Source organism: Granulicella tundricola MP5ACTX9 (assembly GCF_000178975.2).
GTDB lineage: Bacteria > Acidobacteriota > Terriglobia > Terriglobales > Acidobacteriaceae > Edaphobacter > Edaphobacter tundricola.
The window spans coordinates 1,867,635-1,892,797 of sequence record NC_015064.1 but is presented as its reverse complement, the minus strand read 5'-3'; the positions used below and the strand labels follow the sequence as shown (position 1 = coordinate 1,892,797).

The following is a 25,163-nucleotide window of genomic DNA, read 5'->3' as shown; positions in this document are numbered from 1 at the left end:
TTCCTGCTCTGAACGGACCTCATCTCAAGACACGCTTTGAAAGGGCGGGACTTTAGTCCCGCCGCATCCGCCCCACCACAAATCCGGCTTTAGCCGCTGAGGGAGTTCAGCCCAAACCCTCCCCGAGCCAAACCCAGCCGTTTCTGCATCTGATAAAGTGAGCCTACCTACAGATGCCCTTTGGATCACCAGAAAGCTTCCTCAAAGACAAGGTCACCGCCATCCAGGACTACTCCCTCCTGGCCGGCCGCGGTGTCGCCAACCTCTTCTCCCCACCCGTCTACTGGGACGACATATTCACCCAGATGGACTCCATCGGCGTCGGCTCCCTGCCCATCGTCGTCCTCACCGGATTCTTCACCGGCTGCGTCCTCGCCCTGCAGTCCGCCACCGCGCTCAAGCAGTTCGGCTCCATCTCCCTCACCGGCTCCCTCGTCGCCCTCTCCATGGTCAAGGAGCTAGGCCCCGTCTTGACCGGTCTCATGGTCTCCGGCCGCAACGCCTCCGGCATGGCCTCAGAGCTAGGCTCCATGATGGTCACAGAGCAGATCGACGCCATGCGCGCCCTCGGCACAGACCCCATCCGCAAGCTCGTCACCCCTCGCATCATCGCCACCGTCGTCATGCTCTTCTTCCTGACGATCCTCTCGGACGCCGTAGGCATCGCCGGCGGGGCACTCGTCTCCGTCACCATCCTCGGCCTCAACCTAAGCTCGTATCTCCACACCTCCTACCAGTCCCTCCTCTATGGAGACGTAGTCCAGGGCCTCACCAAACCCCTCTTCTCCGCCTTCATCATCGCCACCGTAGGCTGCTTCTTCGGCCTCAAAACCAAGGGCGGAACCCAGGGCGTAGGCAAAGCCACCACCCAAGCCGTCGTCTATTCCTCCGTCTTCATCATCGTCGTAGACTTCCTCGTCAGCCGCCTTATGATCGGCCTCTTCGGTAGGTAGTTTTATTTTTCATCCCCGAAGCGTATCTGCTTCTGTCGTTGCCGTTGCCGTTCGGATTAGAGGGGGGCTTTAGCCCCCCGTCAAGCGCTTCAAATAAGAAGGGGCTTTAGCCCCGGGCTCTCCCTAAACCATGCCCCCAACTCTCCCCAACCCGGCCCCCGAAAACGCCCCCGACACCACCCCCATCGTCGCCTTCCACGACGTCTCCATCGCCTTCGACTCCGACCGCCCCATCCTCAACAAGATCTCCTTCGAGGTCGCCCGCGGCCAGACCCTCATCATCCTCGGCCCCGCAGGCTGCGGAAAGTCCGTCCTCGTGAAGCTCGTCGACGGCCTCATGAAGCCCGACTCAGGCTCCATTAAGGTCTTCGGCGAAGAACTCACCACCATGCGCGAGCGCGACGTCTACACCCTCCGCAAGCGCATCGGCATGGTCTTCCAGGAGTCCGCCCTCTTCGACTCCATGAACGTGGAAGACAACGTAGCCTACCGTTTCAACGAAGCCGGCATGGACCCCTCAGAGTCCCACAAGAAGGTGGAAGAGGTCCTCAACTTCGTAGAGCTCCCCAAGGCCATCTCCAAGTTCCCCTCCGAGCTCTCCGGGGGCATGCGCCGCCGCGTCTCCATCGCCCGCGCCATCATCACCAACCCCGACCTCATCCTCTACGACTCCCCCACCGGCGGACTAGACCCCATCACCAGCACCACCATCGTCGAGCTCGTCATCAAGCAGCGCGACGTCTCCCACACCACCTCCCTCCTCATCACCCACCGCCTCCAGGACGCCTTCACCCTCGCCACCCATCGCTGGAACGTGAACGACAACAAGATGGAACCCATCCCCAGGAACGAGATGGACAACGGCATCGACGACAGCACCCAGTTCCTCGTCCTCAACGAGGGCACCGTCGTCTACCACGGCAACACCCAAGGCCTCGTCCACTCCGAAGACCCCTGGCTCAAGGACTACCTCTCCTAAGGAAGAAAACCGGGTGCCCCATGTCGCGCCTCAGAGACATGGGTTCCACAACCTCCCCATACCTCAAGCTTGGTAAAATAGAGGGGTAGAGCAAATCTCAGGACGAACCACCGTCGTGAGCGCCGATTGCTTCGACTGAAAACTCAAACTGTTCAACGTAGCCGTTGCCTGTTCTAAGCTCGCAGCTGGAAGCTCATAGCTGACAGCTGGAAGAAAGCCGCATCTCTACGATCGACCGCAGCCTCAAAAGAAAGTCCGAACCTAACTCCTTTCCCTTGAAGACTTTGAATCAAAACAGGGGAAGGGGCGTACCCGGCTACCGTTTCCCCTTCACCCACTCCGAGTAAGGAATCCTCGGTTGATGCAGAAACGAGCCCTCGGTCCGAACATACGACCCCAGCCCGTTCATCCGTCCAATCGCATGCAACTCCTCAGCCTTGATGTAGGGGCCAGCCGGATCGACAAACTGATCCTCCACATACATCGCCACCACCCGGCCAAGAATGATCCGCGACCGCCCAATCTGAAGCGTCGTATGCTCCACGCACTCCAGCGCCGCATGAGCCGACTTGATGCGCGGCACACTCACCACGGAGGACTCCGCCGTCTCCAGCCCCGCCATCTCGATCTCGCTCACCTCCGCGGGAAAGTCCGTGGCACAGATGTTCATCTGCCGGAGCAGGTCCTCGGTGGTCACATTCACCACGAACTCCCCCGTCCGCCGGATATTCCGAGCCGTATCCTTAGGCGCCGGGTCCCCCGCCGGCCGGTCCGCCACGCCTAAAGCCACAATCGGCGGATCGATCGAAAGGTAGTTGTAAGCACTGAACGGCGCAGCATTGATGCCGCCATCCTCATTCCGGCTCGTCACCAGCGCGATAGGCCGGGGTGCCACCAGCCCGATCAGCAGGTTATAAATCTTCTTCTTGTCCGTAGTCGCAACATCGAAAACCATTCCTTAACCCTACAGCAGCACCTTCTCGATTGCCGCCAGCACCGTCGGCCATGCCTTACTCTCCGGATCGCACACGTCGAAGTGGTCCGCCCCCGGAATCATCTGCACCGCAACCGCCTCACCCATCTTCCGCCCCCGCTCCGCCCACCGCACCGGCAACTGCGGCGGAATCTGGTCGTCCTCGGTCCCCTGCAACAGCATCTGGGGCACGTTCAGCGGCAGCAGGTCCCCCGGGTTCCCAGCCCGGTACCGCTCCGGCACCTCCCCCTGCCCCCCACCCATAAACGAAATCACCTCATCCTTGTCATGAGCAAAGGTGAACCACCCCGCCAGATCGATGGTCATCCGCAGATCCACTGCCCCCGCCAGCCCCACCACACCCTTCATCCCCAAACCCCGCCCCGCCACCGGACTCCCCACCGGCACATGCGGCCGGCCGGCCAGCCAGTAGGCCAGGTGCCCCCCTGCCGAGTGCCCCGCCACCACCACCCGCCCAAGGTCCAGCGGATAGGTCATCGCAAGTTCAGTCAGATGATCGAAGCCGAGGGCTACGTCCTGGAATGTGCCGGGCCACCCCCCGCCCACATCCCCAACTCGCCGGTACTCCAGAGACCAGGTGGCGATGCCACGGGACTTGAGGGCGGCACAGAGGTGCCCCCCGTACTCCAGGTCATACGCCGCCTTCCACCAGCCGCCGTGGAGGAAGACCACTACTGGGGCAGGGTGTGTGGTGGGGAGGCGGAGGTCGCCGAACTGGAGGGGGTGGGGGCCGTAGGGGATGCGGTGGTCGGCTGGCGGAGGTTTGCGGTCCAGCAGCGAGATGGGCACGTTACGGTTTTTTGGGGTCGGGGGGGAGGGTGATGATGACCTCGCCGGGGCGGGTGTAGTGGAGCTCCTCCCGGGCCTGGTGCTCGATGGCGTTGGGGTCGGACTGGAGACGGTCTACGTGGCCCTGGAGGCGGTCGTTGTCGCGGTTGAGGTCGTTGAGCTGGCGGTCCAGGGAGATGGTCTCCTGACGCTTCTGCTCATAGACCGTCAGGCCGTTGTGGCCGAAGACGACGTGGTAGCCGACGGCTACGGCGAGACCGGCCGCAGCAAACGTGGCAACGCGGCGGCGCTGATTGAACAGGCTGGTGGCGAGTGAGCCGATGCCTTTGCCGCGAGCTTTTTTGAAGAGTGCCATCTCAAGACTTAGTAAAGCGGGTGGAGGTGGCGTCGTCAAGTGGTGATGGTGCGATGTACCAACTTGCATATCCCCTGAACAGGGCAGGGCAGGGCAAAGTAAAGCGGCGTCCAGAGCTGGGCTCGTGGACGCCGTATGGCACAGATATTTGGTGGACGCGGTAGGAATCGAACCTACAACCAGTCGATTAAGAGTCGAATGCTCTGCCAGTTGAGCTACGCGTCCGGTGAGAATGGGTTGTTATGTTCCCACAAGGTGAACTGCAAACTCGTCTCACGAAGCACGGTTCCGCTCAACCATCACTCAGTAAGAATAGCACGAATCAGCCGATAAAATCGACCTTCGATTCGATTGGAATGATGCCGCGTTCGTAGCCCATGCCAAGGATGCGGCGGATGGCCTCGCGGCCGTCCTCCCCCATGTCGATGGTGCGGTCGTTGACATACATTCCGACGTAGCGGCTGGCGAGATTGGGATCGAGATCGCGCGCGAACTGCATGGCGTAGCTCAAGGCTGCCTCACGGTTATCGAGGGCGTGCTGAATCGAATCGCGCACCGCGTGAGCCGTTGACAGCATGACCTCCGGGCCGAGCGAGCGGCGGATTGCGTTGCCGCCCAGGGGCAGGGGGAGACCGGTCAGGTCGCGCCACCACTGGCCGAGGTCGAGGATCTTGACCAGGCCGTCGTGGGCGTAGGTGAGTTGGCCCTCGTGGATGAGGAGGCCGGCGTCGTACTCGCCTGCTACGACTGCTGGGATGATCTTGTCGAAGTCGACTACGGCTGTTTCGATCTCAGGGCAGAAGAGCTTGAGGGTCAGAAACGCGCTGGTGAGGGTGCCGGGGATCGCGATCCGCAGCTTCTTCACCTGATCAATCGTGTATTTCTTTGTGGACACCAGCATGGGGCCATAGCCTTCGCCGAAGCTGGAGCCGGTCGCCATCAATGCGTAGTTCTCCTGCATGTACGGGTAGGCGTGAAAGCTGATGGCGGTGACGTCGTAGATCGCTTCCTTGATGGCCTTGTGGTTCAGGGTCTCGATATCGGTGAGGTTGTGGGTGAACTTGAAGCCGGGGACCCGCACCTTCTGGGTGGCGAGGCCGTAGAACATGAAGGCATCGTCGGAGTCGGGGCTATGGGCAACGTGGATCTCTTGAATCGTGGGAAGAGCAACAGACATGGAGAAACAATCCTTCTTGTACTTGGTTAAGCCTTGCGCCAGCGTGCGATGGCGCTATAGATTCCAGCGGCTGCGGCGACCTTGATCACCTCACCGGGCAGAAAGGGAGCGGCACCCAGCTTGAATGCCATTGCAGCGTTGAGATGCAGGAGCGAAGCGAGCCAGGAGACGCCGCAGGCGATCACGAGTGCGGTCCCAGCGACGCTGCCAACAATTCCGGCCACATACTTTGAGCCGCGCAGGCTGATGGCCTTGGCGAGATAACCTGCCACTGCCGCGGCGACGGGGTAGGCGAAGAGGTAGCCTGCGTTGGGACCCATGAGATGCGCCATGCCGGCCGGTCCGCCGGGGTTGAAGACGGGCATGCCCATCGCTCCCTCGCAGAGGTAGAGGACCATTGCGGCGAAGGCGGTGGAGGGTCCGAGGCAGAGGCCGACGAGGATGACGGCCATGTTGCCCAAGGTCAGGGGTACAGGTGTGAACCAGAGGGGCACGGAGACATGTGCGCAGATGGCGACGAAGACCGATCCGGCTACGGCAAGGATGGCCTTATCGACCAGGGTTGCGTTACGTGGAACGAAGCTGACCGGAGCGGCGGCCTGGATCGGATGAGCAGTCTGCATGACAGGTCCTTTCAAGTGTGAGCGGTGAAGCAGTCAGGCGCTACGCCGGACGGGTGGTACGTGATTCGTGGCCGACTTTGTGGCCGGGGTGGAGATCGATCTGATCTCCTCGGGCAGAGCCGGGTCGCTCTCGATGGGGGCAGTCCGGCGTACATGCCGGGTCATGGCATAGACGGCCCATAGCAAGGCAAGAAACGAGACGACCGAGAGTGCGAAGAGTATTTTCATCCTGCGTGGGAACAGCAGTCTAAGGATAGCAAGGGCGGCAGCGTTTGTCCGCTACGCTTGTGGTGGCCCCTGGCCAAGCTTGAGGGTTCGGCTGCCGCAGCGGCGTCCTTCAGTGTGGATGTGGCGGCATTGATAGCGTGCGGGTTCTTCGATTGCCTGAGTTTGTGTGGTCATTCGCTGTGGCTCCCCACCCCGGTGAAAGTATGTAAAGTCTTGTGAACAGACGGGTTAGGTCTGGACATGGCTTTCTTCCAGCCGCTGGCTATGAGCTTTCAGCTGCCATCTCAAAACAGGCAACGGCGTACGTTGATCAGTTTGAATCTCGAGTTTCAGTTGTGAGTGAAGGCGAAGACGGGCTCACGACGGTGGTTCGTCCTGAGATTTTGTCTACTCTGTTAAGAGTACCAACGTGGCGAGGGTAAATACGCCATTTATTTTTGGCTTGTAAGTGGCTTGGGATGAGTTAGTTATGTAGTTTTTTGGGCGCCAGGGGGCTTGACACGCGGATTTACGGGTGTTTTTCGTAAAAATAGTTGTAAGTTGTTGTGAGGAATACGGTTAGGCAATCAGGGTTGGAGGACGGGTTTGGGCGTGGGAGTGGGGCGGGCCTTCTTCTGGGCGGCCTTGTTGCGGAGGGCGGCGTAGTTGACTGAGGGCCAGTGGCGGAGGGGGAGCCATTTGGAGAACTTGAGCTCTGCGTTGACGAACTGGCCGCAGAGCGCACAGGGGTGCTCCTTCCATTGGGCTCGGTCGGCGTTGTCGTGGAGGAGTTGCTGAATCTCCGGGCTGAACTCACCGGGACATTGTTTGACTGGTGCAGGCATGAATCATCCTTGAGGCCTTCACTTCTCTCCCCTTCTCGTAAGGGGGGTGATCCGACCGTATTCTCTTTCCATCTTATGATGCACAGAAAGAGGGGCACGGTGGGTTGCGTGGAGGACAAAGGGGCGAATCAGGCTTCCCTGGAAACCCACGTCCCGGAATCGGAACATGGGGCACCCGGATTTGTGGAAGGATCAGGTGGTGGAGTTGGGGATAAGGCGGGCTACGGTGAGGTCTCCGGCGATCTGGAGGAAGATGTCGGAGAGTTCGACCATGACCTGGGCGGCGGTACAGACGCTGCCGGAGCCGGATTGCTTGAAGTCCGAGAAGAAGTAGTAGGAAGCAGAGGCCATCTGAGCCATCTCATTGCAGGGGAGGACATTGGGGTAGAGGCCTGGGATCTTTCCTTGTCCGCTCTGGTCTGAGGCGCAGCCTGCGGATGGGGAGCCGTAGGCAACGGTGTAGACACGAGTTCCCTGGGATGTTGCGAAGTTTGCGGCGGTTATGGCCTGGCCACACTCTCCGTTCCAGGAGGGGTAGAGGCCGCTGGATGTGCCTGCCAATGTTGAAGCACCTGGGGTAGCCGATACAGAGGCAGTGGTGCTCATGACGGGGTAGCCATTGTTGGTCTGAGGCGCGGTGGCGTTTCCATCTCCAATGATGATCATGACGTTCTGGGAGTCCGGGAATAAGGTTTGCTCGTGAATCAGCGAGGACTGAGCGGCGTAGATGGTGGATGGGTAGTAGGTTCCATATTGCCCGGAGGTGGCCTGAAAGTTGGATTGAGAGGCCGATGTCGCGGGGTAGATTCCCGTGCATCCGGAGAAGCCCCCGACGGCTTTCGTGAGATTGGAGGCCTGGTTCAAGCTTGTGGAAGTATCGCCGACGCGGTAGTCGCTTTGAAAGTCGAGAACCCGGTAGGTTGAACTGCTTGGGGCGTAGGTGCCGGCACCGGGGATGGGGAAGGTGTAGACGGTGTTGGCTGGGGTGTTGCTGGAGCAGTCATAGTCCGAGCTGACAGTGGAGGTGACCATCTGGGGGAAGGTGAAGATGCCGACGCGGACGACGGAGTTGGTGGCCTGGCCGCTGGTGACGGAGCAGGTGGTGACGCTGGTTCCGCAGGGATCGAGCTGATTGAGGAGGATCTGGACGCCCTGGAGGGTGCAGAGCATCTGGCTGTTTCCGCAGTCGGAGTCATACGAGATTTCAGAGTAGGTGGTATCGAGGACGAGAGCGACGTTGTACGGGCGGGAGGAGGCACCGCCTTTTGCCGCGGTGGAGGTAGCGCTGATGGTCATGCTGGAGCGACCGATGATGCGTGCGAAGTAGAGCGGGACGACGGCCTGCTGCATGACCTGGATGGAGTTATAGGAAAGCGGGCCGACGCACGAGATGCCCTGGGTCTGCATGGTGGAGAGGCACTTGAGGATGGGGTAGCCGGAGACCATGGTGATGTTGGTCATGTTCTTGTAGACATTGGCTGCGCCGGTCGTGGAGCTGTAGGCCGTGGCCTTGGCATAGACGGCGGCGGCAGTCGTGGCGGTGGGGATGATCTCAGCACCGGCAAGGGCGGCGGCGTCGGAGGAGGCCTGGAGCTCACGCTGGCAGAGATAGATGTGTCCTACGTCCACGACAAGGCCGATCATGGCGGTGATGACGAACATCATGAGACCGGCGATGGGGAGGACCTGTCCGCGCTGGTCGCGGAGGAAGAGGCAGAAGAGCTTGTTGAGGCGATTCATTGGATCTGCTCCAGCTCCTGGTCGCTGAGGTTAAAGCCGGGTGAGATGACGTCGCCGACGAGGGCGAGCTTGGCGGGGTAGGTGACGAGGACGATGGCTTCACTGCCGAGGACCATGTTGTTTACGCCGGCGGGGCAGGAGGTGGTCGAGAGGTATTGCGTGCCGTTGAGGCTGAAGGAGAAGGTGAGATTGCTGTGGGTGAGGGTGGGGGCGGAGTTATAGAAGGTGCTGATGAAGAGGGCGCAGGGGTCAGTAGTCTGGCCTCGGCTGATCATCATCTGGCGTGCGGAGAACTGGGTGGCTTCCGTGAGGGTGATGAAGTTGAAGAGAACGATGCCGAGGTAGAGAACGCCGGTGACGACGAGCATGAACATGGGGAGGGTAAGTGCGAACTCGACGAGGGAGGAACCGTCTTCTGCGGTGAAGGCACGCGCGGAGTGTGGGGTGTTCGAAATGGGTGCTCCGTGATCTGGGGCGCGATGGTGGTTCGGGGTCATGCTTCTGTAACCTCAACGGCTGGATGCGTCCGGAGCTTTAGCATGTGGGAGACGCGGAGTGGCTAAAGGGTTCCGGGAGTGGGCCGATGTTCCAAAGGGTACTCGTCTGGTGGGGGAGCAGATATTCCCCAAAGGTGGAGTACGAGGGGACTTTGGTTGGGAGATGACAGGGGTACGACGAAAGTGCAATGGGCGGGGTGGGGTGGGGTGCGTAGGCTGGGGTACGGAGTTCGACTATGGAGCAGAAGACAGCGGCGGGGAAGCGGAAGGCAGTGGCGGGACGAGTTACGGGTGAGGATGGGCAGGCGGCGCTGGAGCTCGCGCTGGTGCTGCCGATGCTGCTGCTGCTGGTGACCGGGATGTGTACGTACGGGCTCTCGCTGCGGAGCTACATGGTGCTGACGGATGCGACGAACGAGGCGGCTCGGCAGCTGGCGGTGAGCCGGGGGCAGACGGTGGATCCGTGCTGGACAGCTGCGTACTCGATCATCAACGCGGCGCCGAGTCTGAATACGAACTACATGACGCTGACGATTTCGTTGAATGGGAATACGTATACGGGGCCGAACTGCTCGAGTGCGAGTACGTACTCCGGGGCTGCGGGCAACCTGACGATCAATACGCCGGCCGTGGTGACGCTGAATTATTCGCTTTGCAGCTTTGCGATGTTTGGAAGGCCGACTACGGCTTGTACGCTGACGGCTACTACGACCGAGCTGGTCCAGTAAAACCGAAAGCGAATCACGGAGGCACGGAGAAAAAGAGAGAACACAGAGGGGTTCTGTGTTCTCTCTTTTTGCTGCTTCTGTGTGATTTGCTTGGGGTTATTCGCTGTAGTTGAGGGATTCGATTCCGAGGAATTCGGCGGACTGGCCCAGCTGCTCTTCGATGCGGAGGAGCTGGTTGTATTTGGCGATGCGGTCTGTGCGGGAGGCGCTGCCGGTTTTGATCTGGCCGGCTCCGGTGCCTACGGCGAGGTCCGCGATGAAGGTATCTTCGGTCTCGCCGGAGCGGTGGCTGATGATCGAGGTGAAGCCGAAGCGGCGGCCGAGCTCGATGGCGTCCAGGGTTTCAGAGATGGTGCCGATCTGGTTGACCTTGATGAGGATGGAGTTGCCGCACTTCTGCTCGATACCCTGGCGGAGACGCTGGGTGTTGGTGACGAAGAGGTCGTCGCCTACGAGCTGGATGTTTCCGCCGATCTGCTCGGTGAGGTACTGCCAGCCGGTCCAGTCGTCTTCTGCGAGGCCGTCTTCGATGCTGACGATGGGGTATTGGCGAGCCCAGTCGATCCAGAAGTCTGCCATCTGGTGGGAGTCACGCTCTGACTTGTCTGACTTCTTGAAGACGTACTTCCCTGTCTCCTTGTTGTAGAACTCTGAGCTTGCGGGATCGAGGGCGATGGCGATGTCTTCGCCTGGCGTAAGGCCTAGTTTTTCGATCGCTTCCAGGATGAGCTCGATGGCTTCTGCGTTGGACTTGAGGTTGGGGGCGAAGCCTCCCTCATCGCCTACGGCGGTGCTGTAGCCCTTCTTCTTGAGAACGGACTTGAGGGTGTGGAAGACCTCGGTGCCCTGGCGGAGGGCGTCCGAGAAGGTCTCTGCGCCTACGGGCATGATCATGAACTCCTGGAAGTCCACGTTGGAGTCTGCGTGGGAGCCGCCGTTGAGGATGTTCATCATGGGCGTGGGGAGGAGGCAGGCGTTGACGCCGCCGAGGTAGCGGTAGAGCGGGAGCTTGAGGGCTGCGGAGGAGGCTCGGCAGGCGGCCATGGAGACGGCGAGGATGGCGTTGGCGCCGAGGCGGGATTTGTTTTCCGTGCCGTCGATGGCGATCATGGTGGCATCGAGGAGGCGCTGGTTGGTAGCGTCCATGCCGATGAGCTCGGGCGAGAGGATGGACTCTACGTTATCAACGGCGGAGAGGACGCCTTTGCCGAGGTAGTGGGATTCGTCGCCGTCACGGAGCTCTACGGCCTCATGCTCACCGGTGGAGGCACCGGAGGGGACGGCGGCGCGGCCCATGGCACCGCCGGAGAGGAGGACGTCAGCTTCTACAGTGGGGTTTCCGCGGGAGTCGAGGATTTCGCGGGCGGTGATGGAGACGATGTCGGTCATGTTTTCCTTTGAGTCTGAATAGGTGGATGCCGCGACGATGCGGTGGCGGAGACGGTCGTTGAGCTTTGGGCGACGGTCGACCGGGATGGGTGCGGAGCCTGGTGTGGCTCCGGCGATGGTGTTGACTAGCTCTATGGGCGGCGGTTTCACTTGGGCGATTCTAGCAAAGTGAGATTGTGAACGGATGAAAGGAAAGGCGTAACGCGGATAGGAGAGAGGAAGACGGATCAGAACGGATGAGTGGGTGGTGTTGGCTTGGGGGATTCCTTGTAGGGGATTTGGGTGGCTATGGGGCAACTTGGGCTCTAGGCTGGCGAGTAGTGGTTCGTGAGTTTTCCGGGCCGTGGAGATCATGATGAAGACGACTGGGTTGGGTTTGGCGGCGGTGCTGGTGTGTGCGGCGGCTCCATTGTTTGGGCAGATGCAGGGTGTGAGCAAGCCGGAGCAGGTTCCGGTGACGACGAGCTCTGAAGGGATCTCGCAGCCGGTGGTGTATGAGGGTGGGGCGCTGCCTTCCGTGGTGATGACGCCTGCGAAGGCTCCCACTGAGCCAATGCTCAAGGTTCGGACGGAGCCTGCGCTCGAAGCGAGGGCTGAACTGAAGGCCGATGAGCACACGAATGTGACCGAGAAGGACGATGCGGTGGCGATCCGGGCGATGGATCGCCGGCCTTTGACGGGTGCGCTGCCTGATCCGGATGCGGGGATCGTAACGCGGGTGGAGGGTCCATCCAACCAGCTTCCGCTGGGAACGCTGTTCAAGGTTCGGATGCATGAGGGATTGACGACGACGGGGACGATTGCCGGGCAGGAGTTCCATGCGGATCTGCTGGAGCCGGTGGAGCGGGATGGGCGGGTGCTGATTCCGGCTGGCTCGATTATGTTTGGACGGGTGACGGATGTGCATGGAGGGCGGCGGATCTCGGGTTCGGCTTCGATCCATCTGCAGCCGCTGAGCGTGACGCTGCCGGATGGAACGAAGTACATGATCAAGGGACAGGTGATCGACACGTCTCTTTATAACGAGACGAAGGTTGATCATGAAGGCACGATCCTGCGCAAGGATCATGTGGGTAAGACGTTGACTGCCATGTCTCTGACGACGGGTGCCGGTGCCGCTGCGGGTGCGGTGTTTGGCGGCGGGGTTGGTGCGCTGGTTGGGGCTGGGATTGGGGCTGGCGTGAGTACGGCCTGGTGGTTGAAGCAGGATCGGCAGACGGAGCTGCCGGTGGATACGAAGATTACGTTTGCGCTGACGACTCCGCTGACTGTGGGTGGGGTTTAAGGACAAAGATTACGGGAATAAAAAGGGATAAAAGCGATCAAGACTGATTTTGATTTGTGGAGGGCTCCTCTTTCGGTGGGAGCCCTTTTGTTTGTGGGGATTGTTTTGTTAGAGGCTGATTGTTTTGGAGCTGTTTGGTGGTCTGATTTTTAGTCGCGGAGTTGGGCCAGGAGGCGGCGCCAGTTTTTCTGGTTTTTGCGGAAGGACTTTTTCAGGTCTTCGAGGATTCTTTCGAAGTCTCCGTGGCCGCCTAGTTTGCGCCAGGCGGGGTTGATGGAGAACCAGGGGTAGTTCTCGTTACCGAGATAGATGGCGCGGCGGAGCCAGTGGAGGGCTTCGGACTCGTCGCCTTCAAGGGCGAAGTAGGTTGCGAGGCGGTAGGCCATCTCGGAGTCGGCTTCCGCGGCGCTCAGGGTCTCGTCGACGATGAAGGTGGCGGCTTTTTCGCGGTCGCCCAACTGCACGTAGCAAAGGGCGATGGTGGGGTAGACGATGCGGAGGGACTTCTCTTCGCTGGTCACCTTTTCGAGGGTCTCGATGGCCTTGGCCAGGTCTCCGGTGCGCATCTGCTGGTAGCCGAGGGAGATGCGGAGGAGAGGCTGCTTGGGTTCGAGGGTTAGGCCTTTTTCCAACTCGTCGGCGGCTAGTTCGAGTTGATTTTGATATTGGAAGACTCGGGCGCGGTTGTTGTAGATGAGGGCGGCGTTCGAGGGGTTGAGGCGGAGGGCAGTGTTGAACTGCTCGAGGGCTTCTTCGTACATGCCGTCGATGCGTAGGGTCTGGCCGGCTACGAGGTGGACGTTCCAGTCGTTGCCGGCGGACTGGAGGAGGTTCTCGATGCCGTGACGGGCGGATTCCTTTTCGCCTCGGCTGAGGAGCATGTAGACGCGGTAGAGGTTGGACTCGACCGAGCCGGGGTCAAGCTGGAGGGCTTTATCGAAGGCGCGGCGAGCTTCCAGGACATGCATCTGGCCGCCGAGGCCGTGGGAGGCGTACTGGAGGTGCGTGATGCCGAGGCCGGACCAGCCGGGGGCAAAGTCGACGTCCTGGGTGGTGACGGACTCGAAGAGCTCGCGGGCGCGGTCCAGGTCTTCCCTGCTGCCGGTGCGGGACATGAAGGAGCTGAGGACGGCTCGGGCCTGGAGGTAGTCCTCCGAGTTGTCCTGGGAGAGGGATGAGGGCTGGGCGGCGTGATGGCTGGTGGTGAGGCCGCCGATGCCCTGGAGGGTGGAGAAGACTTCGTTGGAGATCTCGGTCTGGACGGCGACGAGGTCAAAGCTGGCGACGCTGATGCTGCCGCCGGTGCGGACGGATTGGCCGTTGACGTCGAGGAGCTGCCAGTTGAGGTCGAAGCCCTGGTCCGAGCGGAGGAAGTTGCCGGCGAGGACGTAGTGGACGAGGAGCTTGCGGCCTATCGCCAAGGGATCAAGCTGATGCGTTGGGATGGTTGCTAGTGAAGACGAGGGGCGGACGATGAGGGAAGGCATGCGCGCGAGGCGGGCGGCGAGGGCGTCGGCCAGGGCGTACCCGTAGAGGGGCGAAGGCTGGGACTCGTTCTGCTTGCTGGAGGTGCCGAAGTTGATGAAGGGCAGGACGACGAGGGTGTTTTGCTTCGCGGTGGTGGCGGTGGGGCCGGACTCGCGGAAACGCTCCGCCAGCATGGAGAGGATGCCGGTGGTGCGCTTTTCTTCTTCCGGGGTTTCAACCGCCGGGGGGCGTTGGGAGGGGAGGAGGGTGACGGATTCGCCGGGGGGACCTACGGTATCGAGCTGGTGGGCCATCATGATGGTCTTGAGGGCTTCTCGGAGGTCCGCTGCGGAGGCGAAACGGGCGCTGGGCTGCTTTTCCAGGCAGCGGAGGATGACGGACTGGAGCTCGATGGGGATGTTGCGGTTGATCTCGCGCGGGGGGGTAGGGTCTGCGAACTGGATGGCGCGGATGGACTGGAACTCCGGTGCGTCCGGGCGATGGAAGGGGTGGCGGCCGGTGACGAGCTCGTACAGGATGAGGCCGAGGGCGAAGAGGTCCGACTGGACGGAGGACTGGCCGGTGACGAACTGCTCCGGCGCCATGTACGCGATGGTGCCGCCGCGTGCGGTGTAAGTGGCTCCGGGGGGTGGGACGGGGCGACGGCCGGCGGTGCCGGAGTTACCGCTGGGATCGAACTCGGTCTCGTCGAGATTGAGGCGGCGGGCGAGGCCGAAGTCGAGGATCTTGATGAGGCCGCCTTCGGTCAGCATGACGTTGGCGGGCTTGAGGTCGCGATGGAAGATGCCGAGGGAGTGCGCGGCGGCTAGACCGTCCGCAATCTGAATGCCGGCGGAGAGGACGAGCTGGAGGTTGGCGGGGCCGGCGGCTATGAGCTTGTCGAGCGCCTGGCCGGGGATGTACTGCATGACGATGTAGGCTTCGGCACCGTCGCCGGACTCTGCGGGGACTTCGCCGACCTCATAGATGGCGCAGACGTTGGGGTGATCGATGGCGGAGGCCAGGCGTGCCTCACGGAGCTGGGTGGTGCGAACCTGCTCGGCGGTGAGCGCGCCGCGCTTGAGGAGCTTGAGGACGACGGGGCGCTGGAGCAGCGTGTCGGTGGCGAGGAAGACGACTCCGGAGCCGCCTGCTCCGATCTTGCGGACGAACTCGTAATGGCTGATGATGCGGCGCTTCATAGTCCATTATCGCAAGGGTTGGGTTGTGGAACGATTAACGGTGTTTCTTGGTCATGTGACGGGGCCGTTTTGGGACTCGCTAGGTGGCTTCAATATCGAGCGAAAATTGCTGGTTGCTGCGGATACCGGCAGCGTCCAGGAGCGAACGCATGGACTGGGCGGTGCGGCCCTGGGGTCCAAGGACGCGGGCGAGATCGTCGGCGGCGACCTGGAGGAGGAAAGTGATGCCCTCTGCGCGACGCATGATGCTGACGCGGACGTCATCCTTGCGCTCCGCGAGAGAGCGGGCGATGGTGCTGACGAGAATCTCCATGTGCCAGAGGAGCGTGGGGGTGGCGGGTGGGAGGATGGGCGCGGGGGCGGATTGGGGGGCGTCTGATGTGGATTCGGCAGGCGGGCAGGCGAGGTCGGCGATGCGGTTAACCTCGCGCTCTGCGACGACGAGGAAGCGCTGGACCTCCGTGAGGTCGTCGGTGGAGCGGGCGAGGCGGAGGATCGTGGCGATGGAGGCCAGGGGGGCTTCGATTTTGGGGGCGAGGGCGACTTTGGGTGGTTGCGCGGCGGCCGTCATGCGCGTCTCGGCCAGGGCGGCCTCTGCGATCTTGCGGCGGGTGATATCGATGCTGATGCCGGAGAAGCGGGTGGGAGAGCCGTCCTCTGCATAGAAACAGCGGCCCTTGGCCTGGACCCAGCGGACGGAGCCGTCGGGCGGGAGAAGACGGTAGTCCGCGAGGACCTCGGTAAAGTTCTGGATGGCATACCAGAGGGCGTCGTCGAGCGGCACGCGGTCGTCCGGGTGGACCTTTTCGAAGTATTCGGTTCTGGGGATGCCGAGCCTGGCGCGCTGGGGATCCTGGCCGTAAAAGAGAGCGAAGTCCTGCTCCGCGTGGATGATGTCCGAGGGAATGTGCCAGTCCCAGATGCCGATGCAATCGCTGGCGGAGAGCGCGAGGCGGAGGCGCTCGTCACTTTGGACGAGTGCGTTGAACGATGCGACGGTGGCGGTGGTGTCGCGTGCGGTGTTGAAGATTCCAGCGACGGTCTGCTGATGGTGGATGGGGGCGATCGCGTAGGACCAGAAGACGTCGCGGAGGGTTCCGTCGCGATCGACGGGAATGAGGAGGTCATTACCGGAGATAGACTCGCCTGTCCGGCGGACGCTGCTGTACAGCGATTCGATCTGGGGCCAGAGGGGTTTCCAGACGATGGGGGCAGATTGGCCGAGGTAGGTGTGGCCTTCAGGTCCGAGGAGCTCTGCGTACGCGTCGTTGAAGACCATGTGCATCTCCGGACCCCAGTGGACGACTGCCGGAATGGGGAAGGACAGGGCGAGATTGACGTGGGCGAGGAGGGGCTCAGGCCATTGCTCGATGCGGCCGAGGGGCGTGGCGGACCAGTTCCAGGTGCGGACGGCGTCGGCCATGCGGCCGCGTGCCATGATCAGCGCCTGGACTGCCGGGGAAGCGGATTGCGAATGCGTCGGGACCGCGAAGGCTGATTGAGGTGTCATTTGTTTTCATGCTGCTCGGAACGGGGAGAGGAGTTCAAGCGAATTTCAATGAAAGGTGACACCTGATATCTCAGATTCCCATTTCGGGATTTGAATTTCTCAGTATGTGCTTAAGAAGACACTCGATTTTCGCCGGTCGGTGGTTTATTCCACGATGCCGCGGCCACGGCTGCGAAGGTTAGTGGCGGGGTTTGGTGGTGGCGTCGCGCTCCCAGGGGCGAGGGGTGACGGGGTCGTCCTGCCACTTCTGGCGGCGGCCGACGAGGAACATGACGAGGCCGAAGACAGCCATCAGGGCTCCCCAGGTGAGGTTCAGATTGACGCCCATGGATGGCGCATAGAGGGCTGCGTCGTGACGGGTGACGAAGCCGTAGAGGGCCATGATTCCGCCGGTGATGAGGAAGATGAGGCCGAGAGGGATGCGGATGTCGAGACCCATGTGAGGCTCCAGTGTGAGGCAGCATAGCGCTGTCAAAAGCAGTGAAAGGCGTTGGTAGTATGGTGCCATGCCGGTGGTGTTCCGAGAGCGTGGGTTTACGTTTTTCTTCTATTCCAATAAAGGGAATCCTCCTTAACCGGTGCATATTCATATTCGGCAGGGTGAGAACGAAGCGAAGTTCTGGCTGCGTCCAAACGTTTTGCTGGCCTACAATGACGGGTTATGACGCACGGACGCAGCGGGAGTTGATGGAACTTCTGCTTTGGCGGCGCGAGTTGATCGAGAGGGCATGGAGTGAATTCTTTAGTTAAGGCAATGCTGGTTCGTTTCGATGCCGACAGTATGTGGATTGAGCTAAGCGACGGACGAACCTTGGGCGTGCCGCTAGCTTGGTTTCCTCGTTTGCTGCAGGCTACTCCGGAGCAGCGGGAGGGTGTAGCAATCAGCAGCCGGGGTCTCCATTGGGAGGGCCTGGATGAAGATATTTCTATTGCCGGGCTGCTGGCTGGGTATAGGGACCAGACAGCCGTGGCTTAGTCAGACTGTAAAGGTCAGGCGAAGATGAGGTTGAGGACGACCAGCATGGCGAGCACGGCGGCGCCGAGGGTGGCGGGCTTCTGGTACCAGGTGAGGTGGGTCTCGATGGGCTTGGGTGTGAGGGAGTAGACGAGGCCTACGAGTTCGGCCTCGCGGCGTGGCTCGGTGATCAGCGAGACGGCTGCGGTGACGATGAGATTGACCGAGAAGGCGAAGATGGCGGTCCAGAAGTTTTGCGCCATGTCCGACGGGTAGGTATGGACCAGGTGCAGCCAGGCCCCGTGGATCCCGGGGGTGGCGTCGGCTGGGAGGGTGAGGCCGTGATGTAAAAGCGCCGCGCCCGTTCCCGCTAATAGCCCGGTGAAGGCGGCGTGGCCGGTGGTTCGTTTCCAGAACATGCCGAGTAAGAACGTGGCGAAGAGGGGCGCGTTGACCAACGAGAAGATCAGCTGGAGGGCGTCCATGATGTTGTTGAAGCTGGTGGCGAGGTAGGCTGCTCCGATGGAGAGCAGCACGCCCCCGATGGTGGCCATGCGGCCCATCCAGAGATAGTGCTCGTCCGTGCCGCGCTTGTTGATGTAGGCCTGGTAGATGTCGTAGGTCCAGACGGTGTTGAAGGCGGTGACGTTGCCGGCCATGCCGGACATGAAGCTTGCCAACAACGCCGTCAGGCCCAGGCCGAGGATGCCTGTGGGGAAGAAGCGCAGCAGCATGACGGGGATGGCGAGATCGTAGTTGTAGACGGGAGTTCCATCGGCGGAGAGCATGGGCTGGCCGGTGACGGGGTTCAGCTTTTCCGGGATGATGCCGTGGGGATGGGCCTCGTCGAGCGGCAGGGATGAGTGGTGAGTGGTGGGTGATTGGTAAGACGGGGCCGGAGTAGAGGCCATGTGGCTGGTGACCGTTACGGCGATGAGGCCGGGGAGGATGACCAGGAAGGGGAAGAACATCTTGGGGATGGCGGCGATGAGGGGGACGCGGCGAGCAGAGACCTCTGAGTCGGCGGCCATGGCGCGCTGGATGACGAGGAAGTCTGTACACCAGTAGCCGAAGGAGAGGACGAAGCCGAGGCCCATGGCTAATCCAACCCATTCGACTCCAAGACTATTTGTAGACGCGTGCGCCATGCCGCGCCAGGAGTGCGTCATGGTGGCGGGGAGAGTCTGCTTGATTCCCTGCCAGCCGCCTACGTTGCGTAGGCCGATCCAGACGAGGGGCGCGAAGCCCGCGACGATGAGGAAGAACTGCAGGACCTCGTTATAAATGGCGCTGGTGAGGCCGCCGAGGAAGATGTAGCCGAGGACGATGAGGCCCGAGAGGATGACGGAGACGTGGAAGATGTACTGGTCCGGGATGATGCCATGGAAGAGGCCGAGGGTCTGGATGAGCAGGGCCATGGCATACATGCTGATGCCGGACGAGATGACGGTCATGAAGGCGAAGGAGATGGCGTTGAGGGCACGGGTCTTCTCGTCGAAGCGCATGCGGAGGTACTCCGGCACGCTGCGGGCCTTTGAGCCGTAGTAGAACGGCATCATGAAGATGCCGACGAAGACCATGGCCGGGATCGCGCCGATCCAGTAGAAGTGGCTGGTGATGATGCCGTACTTGGCACCGGAGGCACCCATGCCGATGACCTCCTGGGCTCCGAGGTTGGCGGAGATGAAGGCGAGTCCGCAGACCCAGGCGGGGATTGCTCGGCCGGCGAGGAAGAAGTCGTTTGAGGTGCGCATGTAGCGCTTGAGGGCGAAGCCGATGCCGAGGACGAAGCTGAAGTAGACGAGCATGATGAGCCAGTCGACTGGGGAAAGATGGGCTGCCTGGGGGATCATGAGGTCCTTGGTTGCTTTGCGCGTTGTAAGCGGATGCCGCTAGGATTGAGGTGAAGCGATTTTCCTGTGAGTTTCTGAGAGAACTTTACCGGTTTTGGGAAGTTTGGTCCATGAAGCGGAAGAAATTACATTTTTGGGCAGGCAACCAGATGACCGGACGCGGTTAACCGGCATCTACAGAGGTTAGACCACACAAAGAACGCCTGAGCCACCGTGTGCGACTGGCAGGAGAAGTAACGGCATGGATTTGAACGGAACAGAACGGGTTGAAGAGGCAAAGGCAGACGAGACGGCTATTTTGCTGATCGACGACAATGCAGTGCAGGCAGCGACCCGGCAGACGATCCTGAAGCGTGCCGGATATTTTGTGATTGCGGCGTTGAATCCGGTGAGAGCGCTGGAGCAGTTCCAGGCCAATGACTTCCCTGCCGAGATTAAACTGGTGATTACGGATCACCTGATGCCGGGGATGACGGGATCAGAGTTTGTGGGGGAGTTGCGCAAGAGCCATCCGGTTTTGCCGGTGCTGGTGATCAGCGGGCTTGAAGAGGCGGAAGAACAGTACGTGGGGATGAATGTCATGTTCCGCCGGAAGCCTCTGCTGCCGGATCACCTGTTGGCGAGCGTTCACTCGCTCGTGCGGGTTTAATCCATTCGATTGAGGCTGGCGTCATCCTTTAGGTTAGCGGCGTTCGGTAAACGGCGATTGGATGGCCTGTATGGGGGATTGCTGCGAGAATAGAGGTTGAGGTTTTCCCGCTCCGATGACCCCGCACCCTATGCCCGAGTTCGGCAGCTTCTGTTTGTTGCTGGCGCTGATGCTTTGTATCTATACGTTTGTCGCAGGCGCGATTGCGCTGTGGCGGTCTCGTGCGCAGGCGACTGGAAGCGCAGGTCTGGCAGTGAGCAGCAAGCTGCAGGAGACCTCGCGGCGGGCTGGGATTTCGAGTTTTGTGGCAGTGGGATGCGCGGCGTTCGCGCTGATCTGGGCGGCGTTTACGAACGACTACTCGGTCAGCTATGTCATGCACCATACGAACCGGGAGCTGAGTTCGGTTTACAAGTTTTCAGCGCTTTGGAGTGGGCAGGAAGGCTCCCTGCTGCTTTGGACAATGCTGCTGGCGAGCTATGGGTTTGTGCTGCGGGTGCGGCATAAGGTCGACGTTCGGCTGAGCGCTTTTGCGAGTGTGATTCTGGCTGCGGTGCAGGTGTTCTTTCTGACGCTGCTGAACTTTGCGGCACCACCGTTTGCGATCGAGCCGGGGCCCTTGGCTCTGGATGGGTTTGGGCTGAATCCGCTGCTGCAGTATCCGGAGATGGTGATCCATCCTCCGATGCTTTACCTCGGCTATGTGGGTTTCACGGTCCCTTTCGCCTTTGCGCTGGGTGCGCTGATGATGCGGTATCCGGGTGAGAAGTGGATTCACATCACGCGCCGGTGGACGATGGTGACGTGGATGTTCCTGACCTGCGGGATCTTCCTGGGGGCGCACTGGGCTTATAGCGTGCTGGGTTGGGGCGGGTACTGGGGTTGGGACCCGGTTGAGAACGCTTCGTTGATGCCCTGGCTTACGGGCACTGCTTTCCTCCATTCCGTGATGATGCAGGAGAAGCGCGGCATGATGAAGAGCTGGAACGTGTGGCTGATCTTCAGCACCTTCCTGCTTACGCTGCTGGGGACCCTGCTGACTCGTGCGGGGCTGGTGAGCAGTGTTCATGCCTTTGCGCAGAGCTCGATTGGGTACTGGTTTACGAGCTTCATGGCGATCGTGCTGGCGGTGTGCCTGTTCACGTACTTTATGCAGCGGGATCATCTGAAGAGCGAGAATCGGCTGGAATCGCTGGTGAGCCGGGAGTCGAGCTTTCTGTTCAACAACATGATTCTGCTGGTGGCTTGCCTGACGGTGCTGGTGGGAACGCTGTTCCCGGTGCTGAGCGAGTATGTGGAAGGCACGAAGACCACGATGGGCGCGCCGTACTACAACCGGGTCAACATTCCGATTGGGCTGTTTCTGCTGCTGCTGACCGGGATTGGGCCGTTGCTGGCCTGGCGTTCGACTTCGCTGCGTTCGATCCGGCGGAACTTTATCCTGCCGGGGATTGCGTTTGGCGTGAGCCTGGTGGGGCTGATGATCGGCGGGATCAGACCGTGGTCGGCGGGGGATGACTGGCAGGCGCAGACGTTCAGCCTGCTGGCGTTCTCGCTGGCGGCAGGGGTTGTGACGGCGATTCTGTCTGAGTTCCTGCGCGGTGCGAATGTGGTCCGGGTGCAGAACGGAACGAACCTGGTGATGGCTGCGGCGACGCTGATGCGGCGGAATACGCGTCGGTATGGCGGGTATCTGGTTCACTTCGGGATCGTGGTGATGTTCATCGGGATTGCGGGTGGGGCGTTCAACCAGTCGCGTGAGAAGGAGATGGGGTTTGGGGACTCGGTCTCGATTGGGCCTTACAAGCTGACGTGCCAGAGCTACACGCAGGACTCGAATGCGAACTACGACACGGATTTTGCGCTGCTGGATGTGACGCGGGGCGGGAAGGCTGTGACGCAGCTTGCGCCGGAGCTGAGGTTCTATCATGCAAGCCAGACGACCTCGACCGTGGTGGCGCTGCACTCGACTGCGATCTCTGACCTGTATGTCATCTTCATGGGGCGGAATCCGGATACCAGCCGTCCAATCATCAAGGTGTTTCTGAACCCCTTGATTGCGTGGATCTGGATTGGAGTGCTGATCGTGGTGGCTGGAACTTTGTTTGCGCTGGCGCCTAGCGCTGTGGCTCGGCGACGTGAGACGGCGACGGCTGCGGTGCCGGTTGGGGCGGAGGTGGCTCGTGTTTGAAGTGCAACGACAACCGCAACGGACTATGGGGATAAAAAAGGATAAGAACGATCAAGGCGGATCTAAGGCGACTGCTTTTTCTTGTTTTTCACGGCGGGTTTGGTCTGGGGCTTTGGTTTGCTTGCTGGCGGTGGTGATGTTGGGGGCTGCGCCTTCGAGTGATCCTTCGGCTCGGTTTGGGCGGATTGGGCACAACATGATGTGCGTGTGCGGGTGTGGGCAGGTGCTGCTTGAGTGCAACCATGTTGGGTGCCCGGACTCTTCGCGGATGATTGGAGAGTTGCGGGATCAGTTGGCAGGGCCGAATGGGACGGGCGCGGACTCGCTGGTGCTGAACTGGTTTGTGGGGAAGTATGGGGCGACCGTGCTGGCTGCTCCGATTCGTGGTGGATTCGATAATGTCGCTTGGGCGATTCCGGTCGCTATGTTTTTGATTGCGACTGTGGGTACTGGATTTCTGGTGAGGGCCTGGTCGCAGAAGCGGAGTGGGGTTGTAATGGCGGGTGGCGGCGCTTCTCTGCCGGTGGATGATGCGCTGCGCGAACGGATACGGCGGGAGACGGAGTTCTGATGAGTTTGATTGCTGGAGTGGTGCTGTCGCTGATGTGCTTTGCGTTTATCTTCTGGCCGGAGCGGAATCCGTTTGTACAGGCGGATAAGACTCGGGTGGATTATCTGAGGGAGCGCAGGGATGCGATCTACGAAAACCTGCGCGACCTGAACTTCGAGTACCTGGCTGGGAAGTATCCGGAGGACGACTACGCGGAGCAGCGGGCGGGTCTTGAGGATGAGGCGGCTAAGGTGATTGGGGAGATGGAAGGGCTCGAGGCGCGCGGGATGCGGCGGGGCCGGTAAACGGTCAGCAGTTCTCTGTGGTCAGTGCTCAGTAAGTGCTTGCTCGCGGTAGACTTGATGGGTGAGTCTTCGATCGAATTTCCTGCGTAAATTGGCGTTTTGTGGCGTTGCCTTGGCGATGCTGGGTGGTGTGGCGTTTGCGGCTCCGGTGACGGGTGTGGTGACGAACCGGACTACGGGTAAGCCGTCAGGCGGCGACGACGTGGTGCTGCTGCGGCTGGCGCAGGGGATGCAGGAGCTGGCTCGGGCCAAGACCGACAGCAAGGGACGGTTCTCGATCGAGGTGCCGAACGACGGGCTGCACCTGCTGCGCGTGACGCATGACAAGGCGAACTACTTCAAGCCGATTCAGCCGGGGACGCAGTCGGTTGAGATGGATGTCTATACGGCGGCGGCGCAGGTGGATGGCGTGACGCTGGATGCGGACGTGATGCGGCTGCAGACGGATGCGAGCGGCGGCGGGCTGAAGGTTGTCGAACACTTTTTTGTGAAGAACGAGTCGTCGCCGGCGAAGACGCTGATGAGCGAGCATCCGTTTGAGCTGTATCTGCCGGCGGGTGCGACGGTGGAAGGCGCGGCGGCGAAGGCTCCGGGTGGCATGGCGGTGCAGAGCCCGCTGGTGCCGGAGGGAGAGCCGAACAAGTACACGATGATCTTCCCGATCAGGCCGGGGGAGAGCGAGTTCCAGGTCTCGTACAAGATTGCGTATAAGGACAGCTTCACGTTCAAGCCGAGGCCGGTGATGGCGACGGATACGATCGCGATCATGATGCCGAAGAGCATGACGTTTACGGCCGGCAAGGGCACACCTTACAGCGCGGTGACGGAGGAGTTGGGGGCACAGACGTATGTGGCCCGGAACGCGCAGCCATCGCAGCCGCTGGACTTTACGGTGAGCGGCATCGGCGAACTGCCAAGGGATACGGCGGCTGGCGCTGCGGGTGGTCCAACTGCTGGTGGGCCGGGAGCCTCCGATGCGGGCGCGGCTGGACCGGGTGGCGATCCTCAGACTCCGGGCGAGGCGAGCCAGCAGATGCGTGGGGATACGAAGCCGGGTAAGGGTATCGGGAATCCGCTGGATTCTGATGGCAACCTGGAGCCTTGGGCCAAGTACAAGTGGTGGATTATTGGCGGGCTGGCGCTGGTGTTTGCGGCGGGTGCGGGGATCATGCTGCGGACCCCCACTGCTCCGGTGGTTGCCGGGGCTGGCTATGTGCCGGCGGGGCCGGGTGGGTTGCTGCAGGTGCTGCGGGATGAGATGTTTGCTGTGGAGACAGACCGTCTTGAGGGCCGGCTGAGTGAGGCTCAGTATGGGGAGCTGAAGGCTGCGCTGGATGTGGTGCTGAAGCGGGCGCTGGCTCGGAGTGGCAAGGCTGCGGAGACGGTGCAGGTGGTCCCGGAGTGATGAACCAGGCGCTGCGGCTGGGACAACTCATCGCAATGGTGATCTGGGTGGGCGGACTGATCTTCTTTGCGTTCGTGCTGGCCCCGACGGCGTTCTCCGTGTTGCCTACAGTATCGCTGGCGGGATCGATCGTAGGGGCAGCGCTGCGGGAACTGCATGTGCTGGGGCTGATCTGCGGTGCGCTGTTCCTGGCTGTGACCGGGGTCATGTTCTCGCAGGCACCGATGAAGGTGCGTGGGCGCTACGAGATGGAGTTTCTGCTGGCCGGGGTGATGGTGCTGGCTACCGCTTACCTGCAGTGGAATGTTCTGCCTGCAATGGAGGTGGATCGTGGGCGCGCGAACGGGGATATCAGCTCCGTCAGCGTGGATCATCCGGCGCGCGTGCACTTTGACCGGCTGCATAAGCGGTCGGAGCGGGTGGAGGGTTTCGTGCTGCTGTGCGGGCTGGGCGTGGTGTTTCTGATGTCGCGTGAGCTGGGCGGGACGGAGAACAAGGCCGCGTAACTCAGCTTC

The 25,163-nt window shown here is 61.2% G+C and carries 25 protein-coding genes and 1 tRNA gene; 12 read left to right on the top strand and 14 right to left on the bottom strand.

The window, feature by feature from the left end; translation table 11 throughout:
* Nucleotides 1-173: 173 nt before the first annotated feature.
* Nucleotides 174-953, top strand: a complete 780-nt coding sequence (locus ACIX9_RS08170; protein ID WP_013580009.1) for an MlaE family ABC transporter permease — start codon at nucleotides 174-176, stop codon at nucleotides 951-953.
* A 130-nt stretch (nucleotides 954-1,083) separates the two neighbouring features.
* On the top strand, nucleotides 1,084-1,932 hold the full coding sequence (locus ACIX9_RS08165) for an ABC transporter ATP-binding protein (protein WP_013580008.1): 849 nt from the start codon (nucleotides 1,084-1,086) through the stop codon (nucleotides 1,930-1,932).
* 316 nt (nucleotides 1,933-2,248) lie between these two features.
* On the opposite strand, the gene ACIX9_RS08160 is transcribed toward ACIX9_RS08165, so the two are convergent.
* The 9 genes from ACIX9_RS08160 to ACIX9_RS08120 form a co-directional block, all read right to left on the bottom strand.
* On the bottom strand, nucleotides 2,249-2,887 hold the full coding sequence (locus ACIX9_RS08160) for a flavin reductase family protein (protein WP_013580007.1): 639 nt from the start codon (nucleotides 2,885-2,887) through the stop codon (nucleotides 2,249-2,251).
* Nucleotides 2,888-2,896: 9 nt separating this feature from the next.
* Nucleotides 2,897-3,715, bottom strand: coding sequence for an alpha/beta hydrolase (locus ACIX9_RS08155; RefSeq protein WP_013580006.1), 819 nt, complete (start codon nucleotides 3,713-3,715; stop codon nucleotides 2,897-2,899).
* 1 nt (nucleotide 3,716) lies between these two features.
* Nucleotides 3,717-4,070, bottom strand: coding sequence for an FtsB family cell division protein (locus ACIX9_RS08150; RefSeq protein WP_013580005.1), 354 nt, complete (start codon nucleotides 4,068-4,070; stop codon nucleotides 3,717-3,719).
* Nucleotides 4,071-4,219: 149 nt separating this feature from the next.
* Nucleotides 4,220-4,295, bottom strand: a tRNA-Lys gene (locus ACIX9_RS08145).
* Nucleotides 4,296-4,392: 97 nt separating this feature from the next.
* Nucleotides 4,393-5,247 carry a menaquinone biosynthesis family protein gene (locus tag ACIX9_RS08140; RefSeq protein WP_013580004.1) on the bottom strand — a complete coding sequence of 285 codons (855 nt, stop codon included), beginning with the start codon at nucleotides 5,245-5,247 and terminating at the stop codon, nucleotides 4,393-4,395.
* A 26-nt stretch (nucleotides 5,248-5,273) separates the two neighbouring features.
* Nucleotides 5,274-5,870 (bottom strand): biotin transporter BioY, encoded by a 597-nt coding sequence (locus ACIX9_RS08135; RefSeq protein WP_013580003.1) that lies wholly within the window; start codon nucleotides 5,868-5,870, stop codon nucleotides 5,274-5,276.
* Between the two features lie 794 nt (nucleotides 5,871-6,664).
* On the bottom strand, nucleotides 6,665-6,922 hold the full coding sequence (locus ACIX9_RS08130) for a hypothetical protein (RefSeq protein ID WP_013580002.1): 258 nt from the start codon (nucleotides 6,920-6,922) through the stop codon (nucleotides 6,665-6,667).
* A gap of 192 nt (nucleotides 6,923-7,114) precedes the next feature.
* Nucleotides 7,115-8,662 carry a pilus assembly protein TadG-related protein gene (locus ACIX9_RS08125; RefSeq protein ID WP_013580001.1) on the bottom strand — a complete coding sequence of 516 codons (1,548 nt, stop codon included), beginning with the start codon at nucleotides 8,660-8,662 and terminating at the stop codon, nucleotides 7,115-7,117.
* On the bottom strand, nucleotides 8,659-9,159 hold the full coding sequence (locus tag ACIX9_RS08120) for a TadE/TadG family type IV pilus assembly protein (RefSeq protein ID WP_013580000.1): 501 nt from the start codon (nucleotides 9,157-9,159) through the stop codon (nucleotides 8,659-8,661). The genes ACIX9_RS08125 and ACIX9_RS08120 overlap by 4 nt, the downstream gene beginning before the upstream one ends.
* A gap of 236 nt (nucleotides 9,160-9,395) precedes the next feature.
* Between ACIX9_RS08120 and ACIX9_RS23680 the strand changes: the two genes are divergently transcribed.
* Entirely contained in the window at nucleotides 9,396-9,887 is a 492-nt protein-coding gene (locus ACIX9_RS23680) for a TadE/TadG family type IV pilus assembly protein (protein WP_013579999.1), read from the top strand.
* 96 nt (nucleotides 9,888-9,983) lie between these two features.
* Here the strand turns inward: ACIX9_RS23680 and eno are convergent, their stop codons facing one another.
* Nucleotides 9,984-11,426, bottom strand: a complete 1,443-nt coding sequence (gene eno / locus ACIX9_RS08110) for a phosphopyruvate hydratase (protein ID WP_456297994.1) — start codon at nucleotides 11,424-11,426, stop codon at nucleotides 9,984-9,986.
* 202 nt (nucleotides 11,427-11,628) lie between these two features.
* Between eno and ACIX9_RS08105 the strand changes: the two genes are divergently transcribed.
* A complete protein-coding gene (locus ACIX9_RS08105) occupies nucleotides 11,629-12,561 on the top strand; it encodes a hypothetical protein (RefSeq protein WP_157477405.1) in 933 nt (310 codons plus the stop codon).
* A 149-nt stretch (nucleotides 12,562-12,710) separates the two neighbouring features.
* Here the strand turns inward: ACIX9_RS08105 and ACIX9_RS08100 are convergent, their stop codons facing one another.
* From ACIX9_RS08100 to ACIX9_RS08090, 3 genes are all read right to left on the bottom strand, one after another.
* Nucleotides 12,711-15,230: a serine/threonine-protein kinase gene (locus ACIX9_RS08100; protein WP_013579996.1), complete on the bottom strand. Its 2,520-nt coding sequence runs from the start codon at nucleotides 15,228-15,230 to the stop codon at nucleotides 12,711-12,713.
* Nucleotides 15,231-15,309: 79 nt separating this feature from the next.
* A complete protein-coding gene (locus ACIX9_RS08095) occupies nucleotides 15,310-16,668 on the bottom strand; it encodes a KH domain-containing protein (RefSeq protein ID WP_013579995.1) in 1,359 nt (452 codons plus the stop codon).
* 250 nt (nucleotides 16,669-16,918) lie between these two features.
* A complete protein-coding gene (locus ACIX9_RS08090) occupies nucleotides 16,919-17,179 on the bottom strand; it encodes a hypothetical protein (protein WP_013579994.1) in 261 nt (86 codons plus the stop codon).
* A 139-nt stretch (nucleotides 17,180-17,318) separates the two neighbouring features.
* Here ACIX9_RS08090 and ACIX9_RS27675 point away from each other — a divergent pair, with 139 nt between their 5' ends.
* A complete protein-coding gene (locus ACIX9_RS27675) occupies nucleotides 17,319-17,405 on the top strand; it encodes a DUF4160 domain-containing protein (protein WP_198152214.1) in 87 nt (28 codons plus the stop codon).
* 89 nt (nucleotides 17,406-17,494) lie between these two features.
* Nucleotides 17,495-17,716, top strand: a complete 222-nt coding sequence (locus tag ACIX9_RS08085) for a DUF2442 domain-containing protein (RefSeq protein ID WP_013579993.1) — start codon at nucleotides 17,495-17,497, stop codon at nucleotides 17,714-17,716.
* 14 nt (nucleotides 17,717-17,730) lie between these two features.
* Here the strand turns inward: ACIX9_RS08085 and ACIX9_RS08080 are convergent, their stop codons facing one another.
* Nucleotides 17,731-19,548, bottom strand: coding sequence for a sodium:solute symporter family protein (locus tag ACIX9_RS08080; RefSeq protein WP_013579992.1), 1,818 nt, complete (start codon nucleotides 19,546-19,548; stop codon nucleotides 17,731-17,733).
* Between the two features lie 241 nt (nucleotides 19,549-19,789).
* On the opposite strand from ACIX9_RS08080, the gene ACIX9_RS08075 reads away from it, so the two are divergent.
* The 6 genes from ACIX9_RS08075 to ACIX9_RS08050 all read left to right on the top strand — a co-directional run bounded on the left by ACIX9_RS08075 (nucleotide 19,790) and on the right by ACIX9_RS08050 (nucleotide 25,154).
* Complete coding sequence (locus ACIX9_RS08075; RefSeq protein WP_013579991.1) at nucleotides 19,790-20,197, top strand: response regulator; 408 nt, start codon at nucleotides 19,790-19,792, stop codon at nucleotides 20,195-20,197.
* A 115-nt stretch (nucleotides 20,198-20,312) separates the two neighbouring features.
* Nucleotides 20,313-22,388 (top strand): heme lyase CcmF/NrfE family subunit, encoded by a 2,076-nt coding sequence (locus ACIX9_RS08070; RefSeq protein ID WP_013579990.1) that lies wholly within the window; start codon nucleotides 20,313-20,315, stop codon nucleotides 22,386-22,388.
* A 112-nt stretch (nucleotides 22,389-22,500) separates the two neighbouring features.
* Nucleotides 22,501-22,959, top strand: coding sequence for a cytochrome c-type biogenesis protein CcmH (locus ACIX9_RS08065; protein ID WP_013579989.1), 459 nt, complete (start codon nucleotides 22,501-22,503; stop codon nucleotides 22,957-22,959).
* On the top strand, nucleotides 22,959-23,243 hold the full coding sequence (locus ACIX9_RS08060; RefSeq protein WP_013579988.1) for a hypothetical protein: 285 nt from the start codon (nucleotides 22,959-22,961) through the stop codon (nucleotides 23,241-23,243). The genes ACIX9_RS08065 and ACIX9_RS08060 overlap by 1 nt, the downstream gene beginning before the upstream one ends.
* A gap of 61 nt (nucleotides 23,244-23,304) precedes the next feature.
* Complete coding sequence (locus tag ACIX9_RS08055) at nucleotides 23,305-24,648, top strand: carboxypeptidase regulatory-like domain-containing protein (protein WP_198152179.1); 1,344 nt, start codon at nucleotides 23,305-23,307, stop codon at nucleotides 24,646-24,648.
* Nucleotides 24,648-25,154 (top strand): DUF4149 domain-containing protein, encoded by a 507-nt coding sequence (locus ACIX9_RS08050; protein WP_013579986.1) that lies wholly within the window; start codon nucleotides 24,648-24,650, stop codon nucleotides 25,152-25,154. Before ACIX9_RS08055 ends, ACIX9_RS08050 begins: the two co-directional genes overlap by 1 nt.
* Nucleotides 25,155-25,163: the final 9 nt, after the last annotated feature.